We start from the raw sequence: 13,354 nt of genomic DNA on the forward strand, positions 1-13,354 counted from the left end.
AAAAGGGTGACGACCGGGGACCCTCACCCGCTAGCGTGTTTCTCTGAAAAAGAATCTTCGGTAAGGACAAACAACCGCTCCACGGGGGACCTGTACGTCAATCAACCCCTGTGTGACCACACGAGACAGGGGTGGGGAACCCGATGGATGAGCAGGACTGTGATAGCTGCCACTTGGAATCGTTCCGGGAATTGAGCGGATTTGAATTGAGTGTTCAGCTGGCAGCGAGCAAGGCCGACATGGCGGGGATTATTTACGCGCACGACCTTTCCGAAGAGAAGTTCTCCGACAGGTTCCCCGAGTTGGCCAAGCTGGTTCAGGATCTGCCGGACGACCTCCCTCACCTGGGCTGACACTGCCTGCGGGAACAGGGAAATTCCAGGCTTCCAGAACCCGTCACCGCCACCAAGAACGCCTTCGACCGGGAACCGGATCGACCGGATCGTGAAGGCGCGCTGACGCAATCCGGCACCGCAACCAACGGGGGCCGGCTGTCTGAAGTTGGCAGCCGGCCCGCCGATTCCACTTTCGCTCGAACCCTGACACCCCAGGAGTGTAGAAGCAGTGCGACCTTCATCCTCTTCGGTAGTTCAAACAGTTCTCGAGCAGTCCGACCGCGTCCTGCAGACGTACGCCGTGGATGCCGGCCTCGTAGCAGAACATGCCAATGGAGAGCGCCGTATCACCCAGGGCGGATATGGCGATCGCCAACTTTTCGAGCTGGTTCAGAATGCGGCCGATGAAATCGCCGACGAGCCGGGCGGGCGCGTCCATGCCGTTCTCACGGATACCTATTTGTATTGCGCAAACGAGGGAAACCCCGTTACTCCCGAAGGTGCGGAAACAATTCTCCGAATGAGCATGTCGAAGAAGCGCGGAGGGCAGATCGGCCGATTCGGCGTCGGCGTAAAGTCGGTCCTCGTGGTGACCGACACTCCCCAATTCTTCAGCCGCAGCGGAAGTTTCGGATTCGACCGCGCTTGGTCGTACGAGCAGATCAAGGCAGTGCCCGGTGTCACGGCACGGTACGGCCCGGAGTTCGACGCCCCCGTGCTGCGGATGGCGCGCCCGCTCGACATGCAGACCGAGCGCGCCGGCGACCCCGTCCTGAACGAGCTGTTGACCTGGGCTACCACCGTGGTTCGCCTGCCCCTGCTCCCGAAGGCCGGTGATCGACTGGGCCGGGACATGCACGGTGGTCGCGCCAAAGACCACGGAGAGCTCCGGGACGAGTTCCCCGCCAGCTTCCAACTCTTCTCGCCGCATGTCGCGAAGGTCGTGCTGGAGGACCGCCGTCCCCGGCCGGTTGCCCGCCGGACACTGACCGCCCAACAGACCGGCGATCTGCACACCGTGATCGAAGAGCGGACCGGGAAGGCGGTCGCCACCGAAAAATGGCGTGTGTTCACCATCACCCACGAGCCGGGCCCGGCTGCCCGCGCAGACGCCGGTGAACTCCACGGCCGGCTCTCACTCGAACTCGCCTGGGGTGTCCCCGCCCAGGAGAAGGATCCTGAGAGCGGTTTGTACCTCAGCCCGCGCTCGCGCGGTCGTGGCAAGTTCTGGTCCTTCTTCCCGACCAAGTACGAGATGTCTCTCAGCGGCATCCTCAACGGCGCCTGGAAGACGAACGAGGACCGACAGAACTTGCTCGACTCCTCACCGTTCAACCAGGAGATGATCAGCGTGGCGGCGAAGCTGGTCGTCGACTCCCTCCCCTCTCTTGCTCCCTCCGCGGACCCGGCCGCCTACCTCCCGCTGCTGCCGGGTCGTGTCAAGGAGGCGATCAGCTGGGCCGACGAGTTCCTGACTCGAGAGATCTGGGCCCGCACCGCGGACCGCCCGTCGCTTCCCGACCAGGACGGAGTCCTGCGCTCACCCTCGGATCTGCGCATCCACCCACGGCTCGACAAGGACCTGAAGAAACTGTCCGGCTGGCTGCGGATGTGGCACGAGTGCCCTGGGCGACCGTCGAACTGGCTGCATCCGAGCGTCGAAGCGGACTCTCTGCGCTCAGGCAAGGTCGAGCACGTTCTCGCTGCGGCAGGGCATGGGCGAGCCGACGTACGCGAATGGCTGGAGGCCCTGGTCGCGAACGGTACCGCCGAAACGTCAGCGGTGGCGATCAGGATTCTCGCGGACATGGTCGAATCCCGTTCCCCGTACGCCGATGAGGCTCGCAAGGCGCACATCGTGCTCACCGAGGAGCACGGCTTGGTCGCCCCTGTGGCCGGCAAGGTGTTCCGCCGCGCCGACCAGGGCGGGCTGCGCGAGTCCATGGTGTATGCGGTCGATGCGCTCGCTCAGGACCCGTCGCTGGCACATGCGCTCAACGTCCTGGGCATCCGGGAGGCCGACGTCGAGGGGCGGTTCATCAGCGTTCTCGACCAAGGCTTCGATCACTACAAGGAATCCGACTGGCAACGGTTCTGGGAGCTGTTCCGCCAGGCCGGGGTGCGGCGGCTCGCCCACAAGGTCCTGGAGCGGGTGCCCGCGCCGCGCTCGACGCTGCGCGTGCGGACCGCCGACCGGCGGTTCCGACCGATCGAGGACTGCATGCTGCCGGGCGTCGTCGTCGACGCCAAGCGCGACCGGAGCGTCGCCGTCGATATGACGTTCCACTCCGACGACACGCCTTTCTTTTCCCAGATCGGCCTGCGGGAGCGGCCTACCGCCGGCATACAGCCCACGACCGACGAGGCCTGGTTCGAGGAGTACCGGGAGGCCGTCCACGCCGCCTACCTACGCGGCCTGAACAGCCAGGCTCCCCGTCCCACACTGAACCGCATGAAGGTCGAGGGAGCCGCGATCGGCGGCCCGCTCCACCTTTTCCGCGCGCTATCCGAGGAGTCCCGCGCTGCCTTCCTGAGGATGCTCCCGGACGACGCCGTGGTGGACAACTGGACCCGTCAGGTCGGTGCGCAGACCAACACCCGGCAGGCTGTCATGTCGCCGATCCGCTGGATGCTGCAGAAGTACGGCATGGTCGCCACCTCCCAGGGGATCAAGCCGCTCAAGGAAGCCGTCGGCCCCCAGCTCACCGCCTACCGCGACGTACTGCCGGTCGCCGACCTCTCCCCCGAGAAGGCTCGCAAGCTGCGCCTGCCCGCCACCGTCGACGAGGTGCCTTCCAACCGATGGATCATGCTCCTCGACGAGGTGTCCCGCAGTGAGGACGACACCTTCGTCGGCGCTACCTACGTGATGCTGACGCGGTTCGAAGCGGACTTCCCCGAGGACTCCCTGACCCGTTGCCGGATCGGCGACACCTGGGGCACCCGCCCCGACGACGAGATCACCCTCGCCGCCAATGCCGCCGAATACCGGGCGCTCCGTGCCGAGCAGTTGCCCGCGCTGCTCGTGCCGACCGCCGAGGACGTCGAGCTGATGGTCGAGAAGTGGGGGATGCTTCGCTACAAGGACGTGATCAGCCGGGAGACCCGCGAAGTGGCCGAGGGCGACGCGGTGCCGCTCGTCGAGCTGTACCCAGGCCTGCGTCAACGCCTGAACAGCGGGAACCGGAACAGTCTGGTGCAGCGCTGCACGGAGCTGGACGAGATCACCCGCACGCCTAACGGCACGCGGGCCACGCCGTTGAAGGCCGCCCGTCAGGGTGACGTCGTCAAGGTCCGCGTCCCGCTGGACCCCGATCAGATGCTGCTCCTGATCGACCACGAACTCGGGCTCGGGCTGGGACCGGCCGGCTGCCGGGCGGTGCTGGAGCACCAGGACCGCATGGCACGGGACAGTGCGATGCAGGCCGCGCAGAAGGCGGTACGCGAGGCCGAGGACGTGGTCTCCAAGATCGAGCTGCTGATCGGCGCGGACGCGCTGCGCGCCGGGCTTCCCGAAGGGTTGATGGAGGCCGAGCTGCAGGCGACCGGCGGCGTGGAGCCGTCCGGTCACCGGATCGCGCAGATGGCGTTCAACGCGCATGGCGACGGCGTGCTCCATCAGCACGCCCGGGACATCCAGGCACGGTTCCCGAACGCGCCGGTCGGTTACACGGGTTCGTCGGCGGCCATCGCCTTCGTCTCGGATCTCAGGCTGCCCGGTTCGTTCGCCGGTTCAAGGAACCCGTCCCCGCCCGTCGCCGAGACCGTCGAAGGTCCTCGGGACTTTCCGATCCTCCACGGCTACCAGGAGGACCTGTGCCGCAACATCTCCACCATGCTCGACCGACTGGCCCCACAGCGCGGCATGCTCTCGCTGCCCACCGGAGCGGGCAAGACCCGGGTCACCGCCGAGGCCGTGATCCGCTGGATCAAGCGCGTCGGAGACCTCAAGGGTCCGCTGCTGTGGATCGCGCAGACCGAGGAACTGTGCGAACAGGCCGTTCAGAGCTGGAAGTTCGTGTGGAACAAGGTCGGCCCCCAGAGCCCTCTCACGATCAGCCGACTGTGGAACAGCAACGAGGTCGGAGACGTCGTCGACCACCCGCACCTGGTCGTCGCCATCGACGCCAAGCTGGAGCGGTGCCTGGACACCGATCAGTACGCATGGCTGCGCCAGGCCGCGCTGGTGATCGTGGACGAGGCGCACACCGCCATCTCCAAGCGGTACACCCAGATCCTGGGCCAGTTGGGCCTCACCCAGTACGAGACCGAGCGTCACCTGCTCGGCCTGACCGCGACCCCGTTCCGCAACACCAACGAGGAGGAGACGCGTCGCCTGGTCAGCCGCTTCGGCAACCGACGCCTCGACGAGGGCGTCTTCCCGTCCGGTGATCCGTACCGAGACCTCCAGGAGTGGGGCATGCTCGCCCAGGTCGAACACCGCACCCTGGAGGGTGGCCGGATCGAGCTGACCCGGGACGAGAAGACCTACGCCGACCGGATGACGGTGCTCTCCCGCTCGGCCGAGCAACGACTGGCGGACGACCACGAGCGCAGCCGTCGCATTGTCGACTCGGTGCTCGAAATTGCCGAGGAAGGGCCGACGTTGTTGTTCGCGACCTCCGTGGACCATGCCAAGTATCTGGCGGCCATGCTCAACGATCGCGGTGTCCGATCAGCCGCCGTGGACTCGACCACCAGCACCCAGGACCGTCGCAACCGCATCGAGAACTTCCGAAACGGTCACATCCGTGTGCTTACCAACTACGGTGTCCTCACCCAGGGGTTCGACGCTCCCGCCACCCGCGCTGTGGTGGTGGCCAGGCCGGTCTACAGCACCAACGTGTACCAGCAGATGATCGGCCGTGGTCTGCGCGGCCCCCGGAACGGCGGCAAGGACAGCTGCCTGATCCTGAACGTCAGCGACAACATCGAAAACTTCGACACCAAGCTCGCCTTCACCCAGTTCGAGCACCTGTGGAGCAGCAAGTGACCGACGCCTACCTCGACAGCCCCCCGCTCACCGACGAGCAGCGGGCCGTTGTCGAGCAGCCCTGGGACGCCCGCGTCCTGGTGACCGCCGGTGCGGGGGCCGGCAAGACGCACACGCTGGTGCGGCGGCTAGACGCGCTGTGCGGGCACGAGGATCCCGAAGAGGCGCTGGAGGCGTCCGACATCCTGGTGCTCACTTTCTCCCGGGCGGCGGCCCGGGAGCTGCGGCAGCGAATCGCCAGGCACGGGGAGTGTGCGCGTCGAGTGCGGGCGCAGACCTTCGACGCCTGGGCGTACGGGCTGTTGCGGCAGGCGTACCCGGACACCGACTGGGGCGCGGCCTCCTTCGTGGAACGGATCGAGGCCGCTGCCCGTGCGGTCGACAAGGGGGCTCTGGACGCCGGTGATGCCGTACCTCCCTCGCATGTGGTCATCGACGAGGTGCAGGACCTGCTGGGCGCCCGTCGGGACCTCGTGGAGGCGCTGCTCGACCGGTATCAAGAGAGCTGCGGCTTCACCGTGGTCGGGGATGCCGCGCAGTCCGTCTACGGCTTCCAGATCGCGGACCTGGCCGAACGTGCCGACGAGACCAATCGGTTCTTCGACTGGCTGCGCGCCTCGTACCCGGACGACCTCGTCGAGCTCCGCCTCACCGGGAACTTCCGGGCGGCCACCCCGGAAGCCCGGATCGCGCTGGGACACGGGCCTCTCCTGCAGAACGTCACCGATGCCGACGAAGCCACGGCTCTCTACGAGGAGCTGCGCGATCTGCTCCTCACCCCGGTGAACGGCATGGGCGACCTCACCGACCCGTTCACGCTCGACGGACTGCGCATCTTCCCCGACACCTGCGCGATCCTCGCCCGCGACAACCGGCAGGCCCTCGTCGTCTCGGAGCTGCTTCACGAACACGGCGTGGAGCACCGGCTACGGCGCCCTCTGGAGGACCGTCCGGTGCCGTACTGGGTGGCCGAGCTGCTGCGCCGCACCGAGTCCGTCACGCTCTCAGAGGATCGGTTCCGCTCGCTGCTCGCGGAGATACCCCTGCCGTACGAGCCGGACCCGGACACGGCGTGGGCCGTGCTGCGCCGGGCGGCCCGGGGGCCCGGACGTGGTGTCCTCGACCTCGACCTGCTGCGCCGTCTGGTCGCCGACGGCCGCTTCCCCGATGAGCTGGCCATCCCGGAGAGGGAACGGATCGTCGTCTCCACGGTGCACCGCTCCAAGGGGCTGGAGTTCGACCGGGTGATCGTCCTCGCCCCGCCGACGACCGCCGAGCTGCGCAAGCAGTTCAAGGAGGAGCTCGACCTGCCGGCCGAGGTCCGCGCCCTGTACGTGGCCATGACCCGGGCCCGCCAGGACCTGTACCACGCGAACCCGCCCGAGCTGCCGATCTTCAAGCGGGCCGGAGGCAGAAAGAACGGCCGCCGGTTCCTCGGCGGTTGGAAGTCGTACGAACGGAAGGGAATCATCGGCGAGTCCGGCGACGTGTGCGCGGACAACCCTCCCGGCCACGAGACCGACGCCGTAGCGACGCAGGCCTACCTCTTGGAGCACGTCGCCCCGGGTCATGAGGTAGTACTGCGCAGACGCCACGACCTGCCGCTCGGCGAGTGGCAGAGCCCGCCGTACGTCCTGCTGCACAACGGACGGGAGATCGGCGAGGCATCGGAGCGGTTCCGGCAGGAACTGTTCCAGGTGCAGAAGGTGAGCCGCACGTGGGACCCCTGGTGGCCTGACAAGATCCACGGGCTGCGGGTGGACACCCTGGAGTCCGTCGCGGGCAGCACCGCCGCCGGCGCCAACGCCAGCCTCGGTGACCGGGGTGTGTGGATCGCGCCCCGGATCACCGGTATCGGAAGGTACCGACGGGCGAACGACGACGAGGAGCAGCGCGCATGAGCGACACGGAGAACCGGCACGCCGAGCACTACCGGGTCCGGGACGAGGAACTGTTGGTGGGCCTCCGCCGCGAACTCCTCGGCCCCGCCCCGGACGCGGCGCCGGAGGACCGCGCGGAGGTCCTCACCCAGGACGCCCCCATCGACCGCTACCTGACCGGCGTCCTCTATCCGAGGCCGGTGGACGACAACGCCAAGCAGCGGATGGCCGACGACGAGCGCGAGCAGGATGGTACGGACAGCGAGCCCTTGCGTACACGCGACAACCTGGAGGAGTCCGGGACCGCGCAGGAGGTCGGCGCCGCCGGATCCCGTCGACCCTCCTCCATGGGGCTCACCTTTGCGGTCAAACCGACCATAAGCGGCGCCGTCGTCGTCTCCGCGCGGGCCGCCGCCTACCGACCCACCGATGCCGACGGCAACCCCGTACCGGCCCGTCGTGCCGAGGCTCGCACCACCTCCGACCAGCAGGAACACTGGCGGCGCGAGGAGCTCGCACTGCCCGACACCACGGTCGACGTGACCACCCCCGCCCCTGACCTGCGATTCGAACTGACGGATGGGGCCGGGCTGCGGGTCAACGTCCGCCGCCTCGACAGGACCACGGGCACGGTGACCGTCACGGTGACCCTGGTCAACACCCACAAGATCGGCGAGCGGGAGCTGCAGGACGCGTTCTCGCTGTTCCAGTGCGGGCTCGTCGTCCGTGCGGCGAACGGCTCCAGTGCCTTTGTGGAACGTCCCGCTCCCGAGGTCGCGCACGATCCCGAGGTCGCCACCAGCCGACTGCTCCACCGGCACGCCCCGACGTTCGCCGTCGGACACGGCTGCGCCGCCGAGTGGGACTGGGCTCCGTCGCCAATAGGAGTAGCGGACTCCACACCTCACGCCGGTGTGCCCGAGGTACGGAGCGAGTTCGTACCCACCGTGGAGGTACTGCTCACCGACTCCAACCCGGAGATCGACAGTTCCGCCCTGTCCATGGTCGGCCTGGCCAAGCGTCCCGACAGCGAGGTCCTGGCCGCGCTGGAGGCACTCGCCGCGGGCTACGAGAGCTGGATCGACCGTAAGAAGGTCGAGAGCGAAGACCTGGATCCGGCGTACGCCAAGGCCGCAGAGGCCCAGATCCGTGCCTGTCGCGAGGCTCTGGAACGCATCCGTGAGGGCATCGGCCTTCTGCGCACCAAGCCCGACCTGATGCGGGCCTTCCGTCTCGCCAACCTGGCCATGGCCGAGCAGCGGGCGCGCAGCGCCTGGGTGAAGGGTGGTCGCGTCGGATCCCCGGAGACGTCCAAGGCGTACTGGCGTCCGTTCCAGATCGCCTTCGTCCTGCTCTGCCTGGCCGGCATCGACAACCCGGAACACCGCGACCGGGACGTCTCCGACCTGCTGTGGTTCCCCACCGGTGGTGGTAAGACCGAGGCGTACCTCGGCCTGATCGCACTCACCTCCTTCCTGCGCCGGATGCGCCTCGGAGTGAACGGCGGCGGGGTCACCGTCCTGATGCGGTACACCCTGCGGCTGCTCACCCTCCAGCAGTTCGAGCGGGCCGCGATCCTGCTCTGCGCCATGGAACGGATGCGTCGCGACAACGAGTCGGAGCTGGGCAAGGAGCCCTTCTCCCTCGGCATGTGGGTCGGCCGCTCCGCCACGCCCAACACCCTGGAGGAAGCGGCCGGCCGGTTGGCCGAGCTCCACAAGGACCTCGACAAGCGCTTCGCCACCGAGAACCCGGTCCAGTTGCACACCTGCCCCTGGTGCGGCACCCGCCTCGACGCCCGCGCCTACGAGGTCGACGAGGCAGCGAAGCGCATGCACGTCCGCTGCCCGGGTGCGGACTGCGACTTCGCCCGCGGCCTGCCCGTCCACCTGATCGACGAGGCGGTCTACGACGCACGGCCGACGCTGGTCATCGCCACCGTCGACAAGTTCGCCTCCATGCCGTGGCGTCCGGCCACGGCCGCTCTCTTCAACCGGGACAATCCGAAGGATTGTACGCCGCCGCCCGAGTTGATCATCCAAGACGAACTCCACCTGATCTCCGGCCCGTTGGGCACGCTCACCGGCCTCTACGAGACCGCCGTCGACGAGCTCGCCGGGCGCCCCAAGGTGATCGCTTCGACGGCGACCATCCGGCGTGCCGCCGACCAGGGCCGCAGCCTCTTCGACCGTGAGGTCCGTCAGTTCCCGCCCGCCGGCCTGGACGCACGGGACTCCTGGTTCGCCGTGGAGACCCCGCGCGCGGAAAAGGCCAGCCGTCGTTACGTGGGCCTCCTCGCCCCCGGCACCAGCCAGTCGACCCTCCTGATCCGCACGTACGCGACTCTGCTGCACCGGGCGCAGCAGGCGGAGACCTTGGACGAGGTGCGGGACGCCTACTGGAGCCTGGTCGGTTACTTCAACAGCCTTCGGCTGCTGTCGGCCGCCGAACTGCAGGTCCACGACGACGTGGTGGCATATCTGGAGCTTCTCGCCGCACGTGAGGAGACCACCGTCCGCGCCACCGCCAACTACTCGGAGCTGACCAGCCGCGTCGACGCCAGCGACATCCCGGCCCGCCTCAAGGGCATCGAGAAGAAGCTGCCCGACCCAGACACCGTGGACGTGCTGCTCGCGACCAACATGATCGCGGTCGGTGTCGACGTGGACCGGCTCGGTCTGATGGCCGTGATGGGCCAGCCGCAGACCACCGCCGAGTACATCCAGGCCACCAGCCGCGTCGGTCGTGCCCACCCGGGCCTGGTCGCCGTCATGCTCAACGCGACCCGCCCCCGGGACCGTTCACACTACGAGAACTTCCTTCACTTCCACTCCGCCCTGTACCGCGAGGTCGAGTCCACCTCCGTCACCCCGTTCTCCGCCCGGGCCCGCGAACGCGGCCTGCACGCGGTGATCGTCGCGCTGACCCGGATCCTGATCCCGGCAGCCCGCCCGAACGAGGCAGCGGGCCAGGTGGAGTCCTACGAACACCTGATCCGTGAGGACATCAAGCCGGTCCTCCTCGAACGCGTCCACGCGGTCACCCCCGAGGAGACCGAGGCGGTGTCCCGAGCCTTCGACGAGTTCGTGGACAAGTGGCTCTACGAAGCGGACCTGCACAGCGGCCTGCTCTTCGAACCGAAGAAGGGCAGACGCAGCCCTTCTCTCCTGAAGTCTTACGACGACGAGGCCGAGGATCGCGAGGCCTGGCCCACCCTGTGGAGTCTGCGCGACGTCGACGCCGAGTCCGCCCTGTTCATGGAGGCAACCCGATGACCCCGCCCCCCGCGCGCCGCCGCCGCTCCGGCGCGGAAGGCTCCGCCCCCGCCCGCAGCCTTCCGCGTCGCGGCGCGGTCCGTCGCGCCCAAGCGATCACCACGTACGGTGTCGGGGCGCTGATCGCCGTCGACCACGAGTCCTTCGTCGTCTCCGGGCTGGACGGCGCCGACGAGCACTGGAACGCGGACGAGGCGCCGCGCGTCTACGAGCGTCGGCTCGCCCGCGTCCTGGACGTCGAGCACTTCCGGCTGCCGCCCGCCTCCGACGACTCCAGCAAGGACGGCCTCCGTGTCCGCCGCTTCCCTCTGATGCACTCCTGCCCCGAGTGCAACGAACTGCGTCGCCACCGCGACTTCAACCCACCGCCCGGCAAGAGCGTCTGTGGAACGTGCGAGGCGGACCTGGTCCCCTCCCGCTTCGTCATCGCATGCGAGGCCGGGCACCTGGACGAGTTCCCCTACTGGCACTGGGTCCACCGTGGCGCAGGGCGCGGGACGTCGACCGCCGGATCGTGCGGCGGCACGCTCACGCTGCGTGCCTCCGGCCGCAGTTCCTCGCTCCGGTCGATCCGCGTCTCCTGCAGTTGCGGCAGCGTGCCCGAGGTGTCGATGGAGGGCTCCTTCCGCAGGAGCGCCCTCAAGGATCTCGGCCTGCGCTGTCGCGGCACCCGTCCCTGGCTCGGCACCTCCGTGCCCGCCGATTCCTGCGGCCTCACCCCGCGCACGCTCCAGCGCGGTTCCTCCGCGGTCTGGCAGCCTGTGCTGAAGTCGGCGCTCTCCATTCCGCCGTGGAGCGACGGTCGTGCCGATCCCCTCACCCCGTACTGGGACCAGTTGCGGAAGTTGAGCAGCCGGGCCGACGTCGAGATGTGCCTGAAGTTCGCCTTCGGTGGGGAATGCCCCGTCCCTCTCGACGAGGTGATGGAACTCCTTGCCGCCGAGCAGGAGGAGGACGCCGACAGCGACAAGGCCTCCACCTTCGACCACCGCTACCGCGCCCTGCGCAACAAGGAGTACGAACGGCTCCGAGCCGGCAACGACGAGCGCGAGCGCTCCCGTAAAGAGCAGTTCATCTGCGAGACGCCGCTCGGCGACCCGGCCGCCCTCGACGGTCTCGGCGTCACCGGACCCATGCTGGTAAAGAAGCTCCGCGAGGTCCGCGCTCTCAAGGCGTTCACCCGCCTCACCGACCCCGACTCGACCACCGAGGCGGACGAGGCTGCGCTCTCCTCGGCCCGGCTGAACTGGCTGCCCGCCATGGAGGTACGCGGCGAAGGCGTCTTCCTCCGGCTGGCCGAGAGCCCTATCGCCGCCTGGGAGAAGCTCACCGCCGTGACGGCACGCGCCGAGCGCATGCATCGCGCCCACCAGCATGTGATGGAGCAGCGGGCCTCCGACCCCACCCAGGTGCAGCCGTCACCCGCCACGCCCCGCATGGTGCTGCTGCACACCCTGGCCCACGTCCTGATCAACGAGTGGAGCCTGGACGCCGGATACCCTGCCGCAGCCCTCCGCGAACGCCTCTACGCCGACGAGGAAATGGCGGGCCTGCTCATCTACACCGCGACGAGCGACTCGGCGGGCAGCCTCGGTGGTCTGGTCGCACAGGGCGAACCCGAACGACTGGCGGGCACCATCCGCTCCGCGATCCGTCGGGCCTCCTGGTGCTCCGCCGACCCACTCTGCGTCGAGTCCGAGGCCTCCGGAACCGACGGCACCAACCTCGCCGCCTGCCACGCCTGCGTGATGCTCCCGGAGACGAGCTGCGAGCACAACAACATCCTGCTCGACCGCGCGCTGCTCGTCGGCACCCCGGAAGATCCTCACCTGGGCTTCTTCGCGAACATACTGGCCCACTAGCTTCCGGCCCCCAGGGGAACGCCGACACAGATCGGCGGTCTTGCAGGACGGATGCCTCGGTAGGGGCGGGGACTGGCACTGTAGGTGACGCTCCGGTTCAAGTCTCCGCCATAGCCGTCCCAGATCCATGGCACTCCATGACACAACTGCGGCGGTACAGCGAGCAGTGGCTTATCGCCCTGGTGCAGGGCCACCCCTCCCAGGGCAGGGGGTACCGGGTGGCCTGCACGATGCACTTCTGCTCGCCACGTACGAGGACGTCTCAGCCGGTTTCCTCCGTCAGGGGCTCGCCCTGCGAGGCAAACCGTTTTCTTCAGCCGTCCAGTTCAGCGTCGTAGCGGGTTTGAGCACGATCCAACGCCTCGTCCACGTCGCAACCGTGCGCACGAAGCCAGTAGAGGAAGTCCATGATGACCGTGATCACCGACTCCTCGGCGACGGCCCTCCCCAGTCTTCCCGGGCCGGGCCGGAGGGACTCCTCCACAATGGCGTAGGAGCCCAGCAAGGCCTCGGCCCGCAAAACGCGACGGCATTCCACATGACCGTTCGACGTTGTGAGGCTCGTTGCCAGCTCACACCACGTGGTCTTCCGGTCGGGGCCGAGCTGGACGCCCCAACGGTCGGCGACCGCATCGACAAGGGCCATGCCTCGGCCGGTCTCGGCGTCGGAGTCCGTGTCCAGGAGGGTGGGCAGGGCGCGTGTATCGGGGTCGTGGACCTCGATGCGCAGGCGGGTGCCACTCATGGAGACCGCCAGCGTGGCCGGGGTGCCGTGGCCGACGTGAGTGATGACGTTGGCCACCAGCTCACTGACACAGAGTTGTGCCTCTTCGGTGACCTCGTGCAATCCCCAGATGCCCAGGTGCAGTCGCATGATGCGGCGCAAGGCGGCGACTTCCGCGGGTTCGGCAGTGAAGGCCAGGTCCCACGGCTTGCGTGCCATACACGCTTCATCGATCACGAAGACCCCTCTCGTCGCAGTTGGCTCTACGTGAGCAGCGGAGCGTTA

6 protein-coding genes are annotated in these 13,354 nt (G+C 68.1%); 5 read left to right on the forward strand and 1 reads right to left on the reverse strand.

Going from position 1 to position 13,354, the window contains the following annotated elements; genetic code table 11:
* The first annotated feature begins 143 nt into the window (after positions 1 to 143).
* The 5 genes from ACFY16_RS02775 to drmB all read left to right on the forward strand — a co-directional run bounded on the left by ACFY16_RS02775 (position 144) and on the right by drmB (position 12,345).
* The gene (locus ACFY16_RS02775; RefSeq protein ID WP_390645265.1) at positions 144 to 353 is read left to right on the forward strand and encodes a hypothetical protein; all 210 of its coding nucleotides are present in this window, start codon (positions 144 to 146) and stop codon (positions 351 to 353) included.
* 211 nt (positions 354 to 564) lie between these two features.
* Positions 565 to 5,328: a DEAD/DEAH box helicase gene (locus ACFY16_RS02780; RefSeq protein WP_390645266.1), complete on the forward strand. Its 4,764-nt coding sequence runs from the start codon at positions 565 to 567 to the stop codon at positions 5,326 to 5,328.
* On the forward strand, positions 5,325 to 7,229 hold the full coding sequence (locus ACFY16_RS02785; RefSeq protein WP_390645267.1) for a UvrD-helicase domain-containing protein: 1,905 nt from the start codon (positions 5,325 to 5,327) through the stop codon (positions 7,227 to 7,229). Before ACFY16_RS02780 ends, ACFY16_RS02785 begins: the two co-directional genes overlap by 4 nt.
* On the forward strand, positions 7,226 to 10,483 hold the full coding sequence (locus tag ACFY16_RS02790) for a helicase-related protein (RefSeq protein ID WP_390645268.1): 3,258 nt from the start codon (positions 7,226 to 7,228) through the stop codon (positions 10,481 to 10,483). The genes ACFY16_RS02785 and ACFY16_RS02790 overlap by 4 nt, the downstream gene beginning before the upstream one ends.
* Positions 10,480 to 12,345 (forward strand): DrmB family protein, encoded by a 1,866-nt coding sequence (gene drmB / locus ACFY16_RS02795; protein WP_390645269.1) that lies wholly within the window; start codon positions 10,480 to 10,482, stop codon positions 12,343 to 12,345. The genes ACFY16_RS02790 and drmB overlap by 4 nt, the downstream gene beginning before the upstream one ends.
* A 313-nt stretch (positions 12,346 to 12,658) precedes the next feature.
* Here drmB and ACFY16_RS02800 read toward each other — a convergent pair whose 3' ends face one another.
* Complete coding sequence (locus tag ACFY16_RS02800; RefSeq protein ID WP_390645270.1) at positions 12,659 to 13,288, reverse strand: ATP-binding protein; 630 nt, start codon at positions 13,286 to 13,288, stop codon at positions 12,659 to 12,661.
* Between the last annotated feature and the right edge of the window lie 66 nt (positions 13,289 to 13,354).

Origin of the sequence: Streptomyces sp. NPDC001315, from assembly GCF_042896175.1 — a bacterium.
Taxonomy (GTDB): Bacteria; Actinomycetota; Actinomycetes; order Streptomycetales; family Streptomycetaceae; genus Streptomyces.

Bases quoted from the DNA above. Each gene is read 5' to 3' on its own strand.
- ACFY16_RS02775 (WP_390645265.1), top strand. From the start codon at position 144: ATGGATGAGCAGGACTGTGATAGCTGCCACTTGGAATCGTTCCGGGAA.
- ACFY16_RS02800 (WP_390645270.1), bottom strand. From the start codon at position 13,288: ATGGCACGCAAGCCGTGGGACCTGGCCTTCACTGCCGAACCCGCGGAA.
- drmB (WP_390645269.1), top strand. From the start codon at position 10,480: ATGACCCCGCCCCCCGCGCGCCGCCGCCGCTCCGGCGCGGAAGGCTCC.
- ACFY16_RS02790 (WP_390645268.1), top strand. From the start codon at position 7,226: ATGAGCGACACGGAGAACCGGCACGCCGAGCACTACCGGGTCCGGGAC.